General features: G+C 54.3%; 15 protein-coding genes and 1 pseudogene. 9 read left to right on the top strand and 7 right to left on the bottom strand.

The genetic code is table 11. The features are described 5' to 3' along the window. The first annotated feature begins 90 nt into the window (after positions 1-90). Both yajD and ACLJZ5_RS06610 read left to right on the top strand, forming a co-directional pair. Positions 91-438 carry an HNH nuclease YajD gene (gene yajD, locus ACLJZ5_RS06615; RefSeq protein ID WP_000974818.1) on the top strand — a complete coding sequence of 116 codons (348 nt, stop codon included), beginning with the start codon at positions 91-93 and terminating at the stop codon, positions 436-438. Positions 439-876: 438 nt separating this feature from the next. After that, positions 877-984 carry a type I toxin-antitoxin system toxin Ldr family protein gene (locus tag ACLJZ5_RS06610; protein ID WP_000176312.1) on the top strand — a complete coding sequence of 36 codons (108 nt, stop codon included), beginning with the start codon at positions 877-879 and terminating at the stop codon, positions 982-984. A gap of 83 nt (positions 985-1,067) precedes the next feature. Here the strand turns inward: ACLJZ5_RS06610 and ACLJZ5_RS06605 are convergent, their stop codons facing one another. Both ACLJZ5_RS06605 and ACLJZ5_RS06600 read right to left on the bottom strand, forming a co-directional pair. After that, positions 1,068-1,931 carry a nucleoside-specific channel-forming protein Tsx gene (locus ACLJZ5_RS06605; RefSeq protein ID WP_000752021.1) on the bottom strand — a complete coding sequence of 288 codons (864 nt, stop codon included), beginning with the start codon at positions 1,929-1,931 and terminating at the stop codon, positions 1,068-1,070. Between the two features lie 299 nt (positions 1,932-2,230). Next, positions 2,231-2,770 (bottom strand): DUF3251 domain-containing protein, encoded by a 540-nt coding sequence (locus ACLJZ5_RS06600; protein WP_024797527.1) that lies wholly within the window; start codon positions 2,768-2,770, stop codon positions 2,231-2,233. A gap of 151 nt (positions 2,771-2,921) precedes the next feature. On the opposite strand from ACLJZ5_RS06600, the gene nrdR reads away from it, so the two are divergent. From nrdR to pgpA, 6 genes are all read left to right on the top strand, one after another. After that, positions 2,922-3,371 carry a transcriptional regulator NrdR gene (gene nrdR / locus ACLJZ5_RS06595; protein ID WP_000543533.1) on the top strand — a complete coding sequence of 150 codons (450 nt, stop codon included), beginning with the start codon at positions 2,922-2,924 and terminating at the stop codon, positions 3,369-3,371. Positions 3,372-3,374: 3 nt separating this feature from the next. Next, a complete protein-coding gene (gene ribD, locus ACLJZ5_RS06590) occupies positions 3,375-4,478 on the top strand; it encodes a bifunctional diaminohydroxyphosphoribosylaminopyrimidine deaminase/5-amino-6-(5-phosphoribosylamino)uracil reductase RibD (protein WP_001150229.1) in 1,104 nt (367 codons plus the stop codon). 88 nt (positions 4,479-4,566) lie between these two features. Continuing rightward, entirely contained in the window at positions 4,567-5,037 is a 471-nt protein-coding gene (gene ribE / locus ACLJZ5_RS06585; protein WP_001021372.1) for a 6,7-dimethyl-8-ribityllumazine synthase, read from the top strand. A 20-nt stretch (positions 5,038-5,057) separates the two neighbouring features. Further along, positions 5,058-5,477: a transcription antitermination factor NusB gene (gene nusB / locus ACLJZ5_RS06580; RefSeq protein WP_000801129.1), complete on the top strand. Its 420-nt coding sequence runs from the start codon at positions 5,058-5,060 to the stop codon at positions 5,475-5,477. A gap of 78 nt (positions 5,478-5,555) precedes the next feature. Beyond that, positions 5,556-6,533, top strand: coding sequence for a thiamine-phosphate kinase (gene thiL / locus ACLJZ5_RS06575; RefSeq protein WP_023207506.1), 978 nt, complete (start codon positions 5,556-5,558; stop codon positions 6,531-6,533). Beyond that, positions 6,511-7,026: a phosphatidylglycerophosphatase A gene (pgpA, locus tag ACLJZ5_RS06570; RefSeq protein ID WP_000154063.1), complete on the top strand. Its 516-nt coding sequence runs from the start codon at positions 6,511-6,513 to the stop codon at positions 7,024-7,026. Before thiL ends, pgpA begins: the two co-directional genes overlap by 23 nt. 4 nt (positions 7,027-7,030) lie before the next feature. Here pgpA and ACLJZ5_RS06565 read toward each other — a convergent pair. The 5 genes and pseudogenes from ACLJZ5_RS06565 to xseB all read right to left on the bottom strand — a co-directional run. Continuing rightward, positions 7,031-7,122 (bottom strand): annotated as a pseudogene (locus ACLJZ5_RS06565) (hypothetical protein); the annotation flags it as partial. Positions 7,123-7,129: 7 nt separating this feature from the next. Then, the gene (locus ACLJZ5_RS06560; RefSeq protein ID WP_001199874.1) at positions 7,130-8,104 is read right to left on the bottom strand and encodes an aldo/keto reductase; all 975 of its coding nucleotides are present in this window, start codon (positions 8,102-8,104) and stop codon (positions 7,130-7,132) included. A gap of 56 nt (positions 8,105-8,160) precedes the next feature. Further along, positions 8,161-10,023 (bottom strand): 1-deoxy-D-xylulose-5-phosphate synthase, encoded by a 1,863-nt coding sequence (gene dxs / locus ACLJZ5_RS06555; RefSeq protein ID WP_024797528.1) that lies wholly within the window; start codon positions 10,021-10,023, stop codon positions 8,161-8,163. A 23-nt stretch (positions 10,024-10,046) separates the two neighbouring features. After that, positions 10,047-10,946 carry a (2E,6E)-farnesyl diphosphate synthase gene (ispA, locus tag ACLJZ5_RS06550; RefSeq protein ID WP_024797529.1) on the bottom strand — a complete coding sequence of 300 codons (900 nt, stop codon included), beginning with the start codon at positions 10,944-10,946 and terminating at the stop codon, positions 10,047-10,049. Further along, on the bottom strand, positions 10,947-11,189 hold the full coding sequence (gene xseB, locus ACLJZ5_RS06545; protein ID WP_001124944.1) for an exodeoxyribonuclease VII small subunit: 243 nt from the start codon (positions 11,187-11,189) through the stop codon (positions 10,947-10,949). Between the two features lie 209 nt (positions 11,190-11,398). Between xseB and thiI the strand changes: the two genes are divergently transcribed. Continuing rightward, positions 11,399-12,847 (top strand): tRNA uracil 4-sulfurtransferase ThiI, encoded by a 1,449-nt coding sequence (gene thiI / locus ACLJZ5_RS06540; protein ID WP_000668655.1) that lies wholly within the window; start codon positions 11,399-11,401, stop codon positions 12,845-12,847. Position 12,848: the final 1 nt, after the last annotated feature.

Genomic DNA, 12,848 nt, shown 5'->3' with positions numbered 1-12,848 from the left:
GATATATAAGTTGCACAGAATCATTGCTAAAAGCCCGGCTTCGCGGGAAACTGCGCATAACTCTTTGTATTATTCAGGTACCTGTTAATTATGGCTATCATCCCCAAAAACTATGCGCGCCTGGAAAGCGGCTATCGTGAAAAAGCGCTGAAGCTGTTTCCGTGGGTGTGCGGACGTTGTTCCCGTGAGTTTGTGTATTCAAATCTGCGTGAGCTGACGGTGCATCATATCGATCATGACCACACCAATAACCCGGAAGACGGCAGCAACTGGGAGCTATTGTGCCTCTACTGCCACGATCACGAGCATTCCAAATATACCGAAGCCGATCAGTACGGTTCGACGGTCATTGCCGGGGAAGATGCGCAAAAAGATGTCGGCGAGGCGACTTATAACCCGTTTGCCGATCTGAAAGCGATGATGAACAAAAAGAAATAAGCAGGCTGCTGACAAAGTTGTTGGTGCTGTTGAATGTTAGGTTACGCTTCGCTCCACCCAACGGAATCCGCAATATAAATGAACTATTGGTTTTCGTAGATCGGATGCAATCCGACATTTTTTCAGCCCCGGAGTTTGTCGCCAGCCCCCAAACGTCCTGTAACGCATACATTGTCACTGGAATCCCGATCGCAAGGTTGGGATTTTTTTGTTTTTAAGTCCTGCCGATACTGGCGAGCAGAGTAGAATCAGCGGTAAGCCGGGGCAACCCGGTGAGGCGCAATGTTGCGGGGGCTTGATCCCCGGTGGCCTTGTCGCTGGAAAGAGAAAACCCCCGCACATTGTTCGGTATTCACCGGCAACATTACGGGGGCTAACTTGACCCTAGACAAGTTGAGGATAGCCGCGAACCGTTGCCATTGCAACAAAGGCGGCAATATGACGCTCACAGAGTTGAGCATTACTATCTGGCACGATCTGGCGGCACCAACGCTGGTCGGGATTGCGACAGGTCTGTTTTTAGGCTGGTGGCATCGCCGGAAGTAATGTGAAGTGGGCGCGACTCGCCGCCGCATGGCAGCATGCGCCCGAAACGGGCCAGAGGGCGACCTCTGGCCTTTTTTGCAGGTTTAGAAGTTGTAACCCACGACCAGGTAGCCGCCCCAGCCGGTAGATTTCGCGCTGAAATCGCCGTCGCCCCAGTTCAGTTTTGCGCCATTCTGCCACTGTCCGCCGTTATGGAAGTAACGCGCAACGACCGAGTAGTGCCAGTGATCGTAGTTCAGCGCCAGGATATGGCTGGAAGCGATGGAGTTGCTGGTACGGTTCGGATCGTCGCCTAAATCAGATCCCCAGTCAAAGTTGGTAAAGCCGATATAGCTCAGTTTACCGCCCCACAGATCGGTGATGGGGACGAAGTATTTCACTTTGAAACGGTAGCCGTCCCATTCGTTTTCATTGGACGCGCCGTAGTTTTGCCACTGATATTTCGCATACACGTTCAGCGACAGGCCCATCGGCAGGCCGGTGTCGATATCGGTCCCCAGACCCATATACCACGTGCTCTGGCGGCTGGCTTTGTTATCGCCCATATCGTAGATGTAGTTGTTGGCGAAATACCACTCTTTAAACGGGCCGAAGCTCAGGTCTGCGCCGGTCAGCTTATCAATCGAGAAACGCGGTTCTATTTCCATGAACAGCGGAGAACCGTCGGACCAGATACCTTTATCGTTGCCGTTACCCCAATCAAAGGTTTTGGGAATATCGATATAGCCGTAGAAATCAAACCAGTCTTTTTTGGCAAATGCTTCATATTCCAGATAGACGTCGTTGTTCAATTTCGGCGAGAAACGGGTATGGTAGCTGCCTACCACGTTTACGCTCTGGTGCCACCAGTCGGACAAATACTGCGGCTGATCATTTTCTGCTGCGTTAGCAGTAAAAGATGAGGTGAGCGCCAGCGCTGCGCTGACTGCGAGTAAAGTTTTTTTCATATGTATGCCACTGTTTGAAATCCCTTACGGGAGTGAAAAGAACGCAATTTGCGTTTCTAAATATTTCGTGTTTCTGCGGAGCCTATTATAAAAATCATTGCTCACAAAAATATGTCTTGTTTCACATATCTATCATTTACGTAATCGATTGCGTTCACGTTTGCGCATTTTAGGTGCGGCGACAGTACTGTCTTTCATGAATATTACCAATCTATGTCATAAATGACGAAAATGTCAGTAGGGCAACAAAAGTCGCGCGGGGGATGTTGCGGAACGCACAAAACGCTCCGCCAGAACGTTTATTGATTAACAGGCTGAATATCATGGATGCGAATGAAGCCTAACTGCGCCGGAGTGATCCCCTTCAACGGTAACGAAATATTGACATCACTGGGCGCCAGCAAGCTGGCAGGGGCATTTACCAGAAGGCTCTGTGCATTCACCTCCTGATAGTTCTCCGTAGTGCCCTGAATTTGCCCGTACTCTACGGTAGCGCTGAATGCCGGCAGCGGATCGCGGGACTCGCCCTGAATGCGTAACGTTGCGTGAGCGCCGTCTGCGTCAGGCGTAATCTCCAGCAATGTCATACGTAGCGTACCGATCTGACTCTCCAGCCGGGCAGGCGTATTGGCGCCAGGCAACAAATAGACGCCGCGGGTTGACTCCGCATTCAGCTTATTTTGTTGGGTAATTTTTACCGTTTCCTGATTCAGTTGGGTCATCTCTTTATTCAGGGTGCTAATGCTTTGATGCATCTGGCGAACTTCGCTCTGCGGCGCGCAGGCGGTCAGGCTCAAGAGACTTCCCACCAGGAGAATTCTTAGGTAACGTCTTGTCATGTCGATCATTTCCTTCGTGGTCCGATAGCGTAATGGTAGTGCGCTATACGCACAAAGGCACCGATCCTTTATCTCAAAAGCGCTCCGCCTTTGTTGTCGCGCCAGTTCAGGGTAAAATAGCGTTTTCTAAATCATCTGGTCAGGACGCCGTATGCATTGCCCATTTTGTTTCGCCGTAGATACCAAAGTCATTGACTCTCGTCTTGTAGGCGAGGGCTCGTCCGTGCGCCGCCGTCGGCAGTGTCTGGTGTGTAATGAACGCTTTACGACCTTTGAAGTGGCTGAACTGGTCATGCCGCGCGTGATAAAAAGCAACGATGTGCGCGAACCCTTTAATGAGGATAAGCTGCGTAGCGGCATGTTGAGAGCGCTGGAAAAAAGACCCGTCAGCGCAGATGATGTTGAAATGGCATTGAACCATATTAAGTCACAATTACGTGCCACTGGGGAGCGTGAAGTTCCCAGCAAGATGATTGGCAACCTGGTCATGGAGCAGCTGAAAAAACTCGATAAAGTCGCGTATATTCGCTTTGCCTCCGTCTATCGCAGTTTCGAAGATATCAAAGACTTTGGCGAAGAAATCGCTCGCCTACAGGACTAAGCCATGCAGGATGAATTTTACATGGCGCGAGCGCTAAAACTGGCGCAGCGTGGGCGTTTCACCACTCACCCGAACCCTAATGTCGGCTGTGTCATTGTTAACAATGGCGACATCGTCGGCGAAGGTTATCACCAGCGCGCCGGAGAGCCGCACGCCGAGGTCCATGCGCTGCGGATGGCGGGCGCAAAAGCCAAAGGCGCAACCGCCTATGTCACGCTTGAACCCTGTAGCCATCATGGGCGAACGCCGCCATGTTGCGATGCGCTGATTGCGGCCGGCGTCGCGCGCGTGGTCGCCGCGATGCAGGACCCAAATCCACAGGTCGCCGGGCGCGGGCTGTATCGCCTGCAACAGGCGGGTATTGCGGTCAGCCACGGGTTAATGATGAGTGAAGCGGAGGCGCTCAATAAAGGCTTCCTCAAGCGGATGCGTACCGGATTCCCTTATCTTCAGCTTAAACTGGGCGCCTCCGTGGATGGACGGACGGCGATGGCCAGCGGCGAAAGCCAGTGGATCACCTCGCCGCAGGCCCGGCGCGACGTTCAGCGCTTGCGTGCGCAAAGTCACGCTATCTTAACCAGTAGCGCGACGGTATTGGCTGACGATCCGGCCTTGACGGTGCGTTGGGCGGAGTTAGATGCCTCTACGCAGGCGTCTTACCCGCAGGAAAATCTGCGCCAGCCGGTGCGAATTGTTATCGACAGCCAAAACCGGGTAACGCCTGCGCATCGTATTGTGCAGCAGCCTGGCGAAACGTGGATCGCGCGTACCCAAGAAGATAGCCGCGCGTGGCCCGATTCGGTTCGTACTATCAGCGTGCCGGCGCACAACGGACATTTGGATCTGGTTGTGCTGATGATGCAGTTAGGCAGGCAGCAGATTAATAGCATATGGGTTGAAGCCGGACCGGGACTGGCGGGCGCGTTGCTGCAAGCCGGGCTGGTGGATGAACTGATTGTCTATGTCGCGCCTAAATTGTTGGGAACCCAGGCGCGGGGATTATGCGAATTGCCGGGGCTTGAGAAGCTCGCCGACGCGCCGCAATTTACCTTCAGCGAAATACGTCATGTCGGCCCGGATGTTTGCCTGCATATGGTGAGCGCATGAGTTCTCCCGTCGAAAGGGGAGCAGCGCTCAAATTATTATGATAAAATCCGCCCCCCTGCGGGGCCAAATGAACCCTGGAAGAGAGAATATGAACATTATTAAAGCTAACGTTGCAGCCCCTGACGCTCGTGTCGCCATCACTATTGCGCGTTTCAATCAGTTTATCAACGACAGCCTGCTGGATGGCGCGGTTGATGCCCTGACGCGTATTGGTCAGGTAAAAGATGATAATATTACCGTAGTGTGGGTGCCTGGCGCCTATGAACTGCCGCTGGCGACCGAAGCGCTGGCGAAAAGCGGTAAATATGACGCCGTGGTTGCGCTGGGAACCGTGATTCGCGGGGGGACTGCGCACTTTGAATATGTGGCAGGCGGCGCCAGCAATGGCCTGGCAAGCGTTGCCCAGGACAGTGGCGTGCCGGTAGCCTTTGGTGTTCTGACCACCGAGAGTATTGAACAAGCCATCGAACGTGCTGGTACAAAAGCCGGTAATAAAGGCGCAGAAGCTGCGCTGACCGCGCTTGAAATGATTAATGTATTGAAAGCCATTAAGGCCTGATTTTTTGTAAGGGGAATTCCGTGAAACCTGCTGCTCGTCGCCGCGCCCGTGAGTGTGCCGTCCAGGCGCTTTACTCCTGGCAGTTGTCCCAGAACGACATCGCTGATGTTGAATACCAGTTCCTGGCGGAACAGGACGTAAAAGACGTCGACGTTCTCTATTTCCGTGAACTGCTATCCGGGGTGGCGACTAACAGCGCGTACCTGGATGGTTTAATGAAACCGTATCTGTCCCGCCTGCTTGAAGAGCTGGGACAGGTTGAAAAAGCCGTGCTGCGTATTGCGTTGTTTGAGCTGTCAAAACGCAGCGATGTGCCTTATAAAGTGGCCATCAACGAAGCGATTGAACTGGCGAAAACCTTTGGCGCTGAAGACAGCCACAAATTCGTCAACGGCGTACTGGATAAAGCAGCTCCGGTGATTCGTCCCAACAAAAAGTGATTCACAGGCCGGAAAGATAGCGGGCGATCGATACCCGCCGTCTCCGGCCTTTTCTTTTTTTCTGCTGAGGCATAACGTATGGCATGTGGCGAGTTTTCCCTGATTGCCCGTTATTTTGACCGTGTAAGAAGCTCTCGTCTTGATGTTGAAACCGGTATTGGCGACGATTGCGCGCTCCTGAATATTCCTGAAAAGCAGACCCTGGCGATCAGTACCGATACGCTGGTGGCGGGCAACCACTTCCTCCCCAATATCGATCCTGCCGATCTGGCTTATAAAGCGTTGGCGGTGAATTTAAGCGATCTGGCCGCGATGGGCGCCGATCCGGCCTGGTTAACGCTGGCGTTAACGTTGCCGGAAGTGGATGAGGCGTGGCTGGAGGCTTTTAGCGACAGTCTGTTTGCGCTATTGAATTACTACGATATGCAGCTCATTGGCGGCGACACCACGCGTGGACCGCTGTCGATGACGCTGGGTATCCACGGTTATATCCCGGCAGGGCGCGCGCTCAAGCGATCTGGCGCGAAGCCGGGCGACTGGATTTATGTCACCGGTACGCCGGGCGACAGCGCTGCCGGGCTGGCGGTTTTGCAAAACCGGCTACAGGTGTCGGAGGAGACAGACGCTCACTATTTAATTCAACGGCATTTACGCCCGACGCCGCGTATTTTACACGGCCAGGCGCTGCGTGATATCGCCAGCGCGGCTATCGATCTTTCCGATGGTTTGATTTCCGATCTGGGGCATATCGTCAAGGCCAGCGGCTGTGGGGCAAGAGTAGATGTTGATGCGCTGCCAAAATCCGATGCGATGATGCGCCATGTTGATGACGGGCAGGCGCTGCGTTGGGCGCTTTCCGGCGGCGAAGACTATGAGCTGTGCTTTACGGTGCCGGAACTGAACCGTGGCGCGCTGGATGTCGCCATTGGTCAACTGGGTGTTCCCTTTACCTGCATAGGTCAAATGAGCGCAGATATTGAAGGGCTGAATTTTGTACGTGACGGAATGCCTGTCACCTTTGACTGGAAAGGATATGACCATTTTGCCACGCCATAAAGATGTTGCGAAAAGCCGCCTGAATTTGCGCAATCCGTGGCATCTGCTCGCTACCGGCTTTGGCAGCGGGCTGAGCCCCGTGGTGCCGGGCACGATGGGCTCGCTGGCGGCGATCCCCTTCTGGTATCTGATGACGTTTCTGCCGTGGCAGCTTTATTCGCTGGTCGTGATGTTTGGGATCTGCATTGGCGTTTATCTTTGCCATCAGACGGCGAAAGATATGGGCGTACACGACCACGGCAGTATTGTCTGGGATGAATTTATCGGTATGTGGATAACGCTAATGGCGTTGCCGACGACGGACTGGCAGTGGGTGGCTGCCGGGTTCGTTATTTTCCGCATTCTGGATATGTGGAAACCCTGGCCGATCCGTTGGTTTGATCGCAACGTGCACGGCGGCATGGGGATTATGATCGATGATATCGTCGCCGGGGTGATATCCGCCGGCATACTGTATTTTATCGGTCATCACTGGCCGCTCGGTATTATTTAAAGGGTTTGCCGGATGGCGGCGTAAATGCCTTATCCGGCCTACCCCCGAACAATATGTCGATTTCGCAGGCCCGATAAGCGCCGCGCCATCGGGCAATGGCAGATTATTTAAATCCCACCACCGGATGCTGTTTGTACGGCGTTTCGAGTTCGGCAATCTGCTCCGGTTTGAGCGTTAAATCAACGGCATTCAGCAACTCATCTAACTGCTCTTCACGCGAAGTGCCGATAATCGGCGCGGCGACGCCTCGTTTACTGAGTAGCCAGGCCAGCGCAACCTGCGCTCGCGTTGCGCCAAGCGCCTCGCTGACGCCAGCCAGCCGTTCCGCTATTTGCGCATCATTTTTATCGCTTTCATCGTATAAATTTTTACCCACGTCATCCGAGACCAGGCGGGCCGTGGTTTCTCCCCAGGGGCGAGTTAAGCGCCCGCGCGCCAGCGGACTCCACGGAATCACGGCGACGCCTTCCTGCCAGCACAGCGGTAGCATCTCTCGCTCTTCCTCGCGGTAGATCAGGTTATAGTGATCCTGCATGGTGACAAACGGCGCCCAGCCGTGTTGTTTTTGTAGCGCCAGTGCCTGGGCAAATTGTGAGGCGTGCATTGAGGAAGCGCCGATATAGCGGGCTTTACCCGCCTTTACCACGTCGTTTAGCGCTTCCAGAGTTTCTTCTATCGGCGTGGTGTAATCCCAGCGGTGGATTTGCAGGATATCGACATACTCCATTCCCAGACGGGTGAGGCTATCGTCAATAGAGCGCAGGATTTGCGCGCGGGACAATCCTTCCGGCAGATCGCCGACGCGATGAAAGACTTTCGTCGCTACCACCACCTCGTCGCGCCGGGCGAAATCACGCAGCGCGCGGCCGACAATCTCTTCGCTGCTGCCGTCGGAGTAGCTGTTGGCGGTATCAAAAAAGTTAATGCCGCCCTCCAGGGCGCGCTTGATGATGGGACGACTGCTCTCTTCGGGAAGCGTCCAGGCGTGATTGCCGCGACTCGGCTCGCCGAATGTCATGCAGCCCAGACAAAGGCGGGATACCCGAAGATCTGTATTTCCTAACGTGTTGTATTGCATGACTCCGCTCCTGTTATACCCGTCACTCTTCAAGCATAGCAGGAGCAAAGAGGGGATTATGCCAGCCAGGCCTTGATTTTGGCTTCAATGCCTGCGGCGTCGAGCCCCAGTTCCGCGCGGGCTTCTTCCTGCGTTCCTTGCGGGATAAAGAAATCCGGAAGACCGATATTCAGCACAGGTACAGGTTTACGATGGGCCATTAGCACTTCGTTTACGCCGCTGCCAGCGCCGCCCATAATGGCGTTTTCTTCCAGCGTCACCAGCGCGTCATGCTGCGCGGCCATCTCCAGAATTAACGTGTCGTCCAGCGGCTTAACAAAGCGCATGTCGACCAGCGTGGCGTTCAGCGCTTCGGCGACTTTCGCCGCCTCAGGCATTAAGGTGCCAAAGTTCAGAATCGCCAGTTTTTCGCCATGACGCTTCACAAGGCCTTTACCAATAGGCAGTTTTTCCAGCGGGGTTAGCGCCACGCCCTGCGCATTACCGCGTGGATAACGTACTGCCGTCGGGCCGTCGTTATAGTGATACCCGGTAAATAACATCTGGCGACATTCGTTTTCGTCGCTTGGCGTCATGATCACCATATCCGGGATGCAGCGCAGATAGGAGAGATCGAACGCGCCCTGGTGCGTTTGCCCATCCGCGCCAACGATACCGGCGCGATCGATGGCGAACATGACCGGCAGTTTCTGGATAGCGATGTCATGGATGACCTGATCGTAGGCGCGTTGCAGGAAAGTAGAGTAGATCGCCACGACGGGCTTATAGCCGCCAATCGCCAGACCTGCGGCGAAGGTGACGGCATGCTGCTCGGCGATGGCGACGTCAAAATAGCGATCCGGGAATTTACGTGAAAATTCCACCATGCCGGAACCTTCGCGCATTGCTGGGGTGATCGCCATCAGCTTGCTGTCTTTGGCGGCGGTTTCACACAGCCAGTCACCGAAGATTTTTGAATAACCTGGCAGACCGCCGCTGCTTTTCGGCAAACATCCGCTGGAAGGATCAAATTTAGGCACCGCATGGAAAGTGATCGGATCTTTTTCCGCGGGCTCATAGCCGCGGCCTTTCTTGGTCATGATATGCAGGAACTGCGGGCCTTTCAGGTCGCGCATGTTCTTCAATGTGCTGATAAGCCCCATGACATCGTGACCATCGACCGGCCCGATGTAGTTAAAGCCCAGCTCTTCGAACAGTGTGCCCGGCACAACCATGCCTTTAATATGTTCTTCGGTACGCTTGAGCAGTTCTTTAATTGGCGGTACGCCGGAGAAGACCTTTTTTCCGCCTTCGCGCAGAGAAGAGTAAAGCTTACCGGAAAGTAGCTGCGCCAGATGGTTGTTGAGCGCGCCGACGTTTTCCGAAATCGACATTTCATTGTCGTTCAGAATGACCAGCATGTCGGGCCGGATATCGCCTGCGTGATTCATTGCTTCAAACGCCATACCGGCGGTGATGGCGCCGTCGCCTATCACACAGACGGTGCGGCGATCTTTGCCTTCTTTCTCCGCCGCCACGGCAATGCCGATACCGGCGCTGATGGAGGTGGAGGAATGCCCAACGCTCAGCACATCGTATTCGCTTTCTCCGCGCCACGGGAACGGGTGCAGACCGCCTTTCTGGCGAATGGTGCCGATTTTGTCGCGACGACCGGTAAGGATTTTATGTGGATAAGCCTGGTGTCCAACATCCCAGATTAGCTGGTCAAACGGGGTGTTGTAGACATAATGCAGCGCCACGGTAAGTTCTACCGTGCCCAGCCCGGAAGCGAAGTGCCCGCTGGAACGGCTTACGCTGTCGAGTAAGTAGCGGCGTAGCTCGTCGCAGAGTTTCGGCAGACTCTCTTTCGGTAACAGTCGTAACTCCTGGGTGGAGTCGACCAATGCCAGGGTAGGGTATTTGGCTATATCAAAACTCATCGCAAGCTCATTGGATATGGGGTTTATTTATCACGCTGGATTATGTAGTTCGCTAGCGCTTCCAGTGCCGAGGTGTCCAGTGATTGCGCGGCCAGCTGATGTAACGACTGACGGGCGTCCTCTATCAGGTCCCGGGCTTTATTCCGGGCTTGCTCAAGACCCAGAAGTGCAGGGTAGGTACTTTTGCCAAGCTGCTGGTCTGCGCCCTGACGTTTACCTAACGTTGCAGTATCGCCCACCACATCCAGAATGTCATCCTGAACCTGGAAGGCAAGGCCGATACTCTCTGCATAGCGGTCAAGTATCGGCAGAGTATTCCGTCCTTTATCGCCCGCGCTCAACGCGCCAAGTCTAACGGCGGCGCGAATGAGCGCGCCGGTCTTATGGCGATGAATGCGTTCCAGCGCGTCCAGAGTGATCCGCTGGCCTTCTGCCGCCAGATCCAATGCCTGACCGCCGCACATACCGGCGATGCCGCTGGCGTTCGCCAGTTCGGCGATCATCGCGATACGATCGCGATCGGCGACTTCCGGCATCGGCGCGTCGCTGATAATGGCAAACGCCAGCGTCTGCAACGCGTCTCCCGCCAGGATTGCGTTGGCTTCGCCAAATTTAATATGGCAAGTCGGCAGGCCGCGACGCAAATCGTCATCGTCCATTGCTGGCAGGTCGTCATGGATCAGCGAATAGGCATGAATGCATTCGACCGCCGCAGCTGGCGCATCCAGCGTTGTCGTACTGACGCCAAACATTTGACCGGTGGCGTAAACCAGAAATGGCCGCAGGCGTTTACCGCCTAATAATGCGCCATACTGCATGGCTTCGACCACGGGAGTGTTCTGAAAGGGCAGTGGCGCGATAAAACGGCTCAGCGCCTGATTCGCTTGCGTTACGCAAGCCTGTAGCTGCTGCGTAAAGTCCATTTACTCATTATCCGCGATAAAAGGCTCAGGTGAAGCCTCTTCATTATCAGACAGCAAAATTTGCACGCGCTGTTCCGCCTGCTGCAGTTTTGCCTGCCCCTGACGCGCCAGTTGTACGCCGCGCTCGAATTCATTCAGCGCGTCTTCCAGCGGCAAATCGCCGCTTTCCAGGCGGGTAACAATATGTTCCAGCTCGCTCAGCGCAGTTTCAAAGCTGGCGGGCGCCTCATTTTTCTTCGGCATGATGACTGTTTGACTCTCTGTAATGGCAGCACAAGTCTATGGTAACGGACTCACACTGATAAGCAAATAACGCGCAATGGTAAGGGGAAATGCGCAAGATGTCCGTGATAGTGATATACTTCCGCGCCTGGATGCAGCCGTAGGTATGGGCTGCTGTACTATTTCTCCACGACAAGCCTTAGATAGCTTGCTAAAGAACCATTGCCGCCATGAAGTTTATCATTAAATTGTTCCCGGAAATCACTATCAAAAGCCAATCTGTGCGTTTGCGCTTTATAAAAATTTTAACCGGGAACATCCGTAACGTTTTAAAGCACTACGATGAGACCCTCGCGGTTGTCCGTCACTGGGATAACATTGAAGTTCGCGCCAAAGATGAAAACCAGCGTCTGGCGATTCGCGACGCGCTGACCCGCATTCCGGGGATTCACCATATTCTTGAAGTCGAAGATGTGCCGTTCACCGATATGCACGACATTTTCGAGAAAGCGTTGGCGCAGTATCGCGAGCAGCTTGAAGGCAAAACCTTCTGCGTGCGCGTAAAACGTCGCGGTAAGCATGAGTTTAGCTCCATTGAGGTGGAGCGCTATGTTGGCGGCGGATTAAATCAGCATATTGAATCGGCGCGCGTGAAGCTCACTAACCCGGATGTGACGGTGCATCTGGAAGTGGAAGATGATCGCCTGCTGCTGATCAAAGGGCGTTATGAAGGTATTGGCGGTTTCCCGATTGGCACCCAGGAAGATGTGCTGTCGCTGATCTCCGGCGGTTTTGACTCCGGCGTCTCCAGCTATATGCTGATGCGTCGCGGCTGCCGCGTACACTACTGCTTCTTTAACCTTGGCGGCGCGGCGCATGAAATCGGCGTTCGCCAGGTGGCGCATTACCTGTGGAACCGCTTTGGCAGCTCCCATCGCGTGCGTTTTGTGGCGATTAACTTCGAACCGGTGGTCGGCGAGATTCTGGAGAAAGTTGACGACGGCCAGATGGGCGTGGTGCTCAAACGTATGATGGTACGCGCGGCGTCGAAAGTGGCGGAACGTTACGGCGTACAGGCGCTGGTGACCGGCGAAGCGCTGGGCCAGGTGTCCAGCCAGACGCTAACCAATTTGCGCTTGATCGATAACGTGTCTGACACGCTGATCCTGCGCCCGCTGATCTCTTACGATAAAGAGCACATTATCAACCTGGCGCGCCAGATTGGTACGGAAGATTTTGCCCGTACGATGCCGGAATACTGTGGCGTGATTTCAAAAAGTCCGACGGTGAAAGCCATTAAAGCGAAAATTGAAGCCGAAGAAGAAAATTTCGACTTCAGTATTCTCGATAAGGTGGTAGAAGAAGCGAGCAACGTCGATATTCGTGAAATCGCCCAGCAGACCCAGCAGGAGGTGGTGGAAGTTGAAACTGTGAGCGGTTTTGGCGCCAACGATGTGATTCTGGATATCCGTTCTGTCGATGAGCAGGATGACAAGCCGCTGAAAGTGGAAGGCGTCGACGTCGTTTCGCTGCCTTTCTACAAGCTGAGCACTAAATTTGGCGACCTCGATCAGAGCAAAACCTGGCTGCTATGGTGCGAACGCGGCGTAATGAGTCGCCTGCAGGCGCTCTATCTACGCGAGCAGGGGTTTGCCAATGTGAAGGTGTATCGCCCGTAAT

Origin of the sequence: Salmonella sp. 5800, from assembly GCF_046558195.1 — a bacterium.
Lineage (GTDB): Bacteria > Pseudomonadota > Gammaproteobacteria > Enterobacterales > Enterobacteriaceae > Salmonella > Salmonella enterica.
The sequence above is the reverse complement of the archived record's forward strand: the minus strand, read 5'-3'. Positions and strand labels throughout refer to the sequence as shown.

What these genes read in the sequence shown, in the direction of transcription:
- yajD (WP_000974818.1), top strand. Translation starts at nt 91, where the DNA reads ATGGCTATCATCCCCAAAAACTATGCGCGCCTGGAAAGCGGCTATCGT.
- ACLJZ5_RS06610 (WP_000176312.1), top strand. Translation starts at nt 877, where the DNA reads ATGACGCTCACAGAGTTGAGCATTACTATCTGGCACGATCTGGCGGCA.
- ACLJZ5_RS06605 (WP_000752021.1), bottom strand. Translation starts at nt 1,931, where the DNA reads ATGAAAAAAACTTTACTCGCAGTCAGCGCAGCGCTGGCGCTCACCTCA.
- ACLJZ5_RS06600 (WP_024797527.1), bottom strand. Translation starts at nt 2,770, where the DNA reads ATGACAAGACGTTACCTAAGAATTCTCCTGGTGGGAAGTCTCTTGAGC.
- nrdR (WP_000543533.1), top strand. Translation starts at nt 2,922, where the DNA reads ATGCATTGCCCATTTTGTTTCGCCGTAGATACCAAAGTCATTGACTCT.
- ribD (WP_001150229.1), top strand. Translation starts at nt 3,375, where the DNA reads ATGCAGGATGAATTTTACATGGCGCGAGCGCTAAAACTGGCGCAGCGT.
- ribE (WP_001021372.1), top strand. Translation starts at nt 4,567, where the DNA reads ATGAACATTATTAAAGCTAACGTTGCAGCCCCTGACGCTCGTGTCGCC.
- thiL (WP_023207506.1), top strand. Translation starts at nt 5,556, where the DNA reads ATGGCATGTGGCGAGTTTTCCCTGATTGCCCGTTATTTTGACCGTGTA.
- pgpA (WP_000154063.1), top strand. Translation starts at nt 6,511, where the DNA reads ATGACCATTTTGCCACGCCATAAAGATGTTGCGAAAAGCCGCCTGAAT.
- ACLJZ5_RS06560 (WP_001199874.1), bottom strand. Translation starts at nt 8,104, where the DNA reads ATGCAATACAACACGTTAGGAAATACAGATCTTCGGGTATCCCGCCTT.
- dxs (WP_024797528.1), bottom strand. Translation starts at nt 10,023, where the DNA reads ATGAGTTTTGATATAGCCAAATACCCTACCCTGGCATTGGTCGACTCC.
- ispA (WP_024797529.1), bottom strand. Translation starts at nt 10,946, where the DNA reads ATGGACTTTACGCAGCAGCTACAGGCTTGCGTAACGCAAGCGAATCAG.
- xseB (WP_001124944.1), bottom strand. Translation starts at nt 11,189, where the DNA reads ATGCCGAAGAAAAATGAGGCGCCCGCCAGCTTTGAAACTGCGCTGAGC.
- thiI (WP_000668655.1), top strand. Translation starts at nt 11,399, where the DNA reads ATGAAGTTTATCATTAAATTGTTCCCGGAAATCACTATCAAAAGCCAA.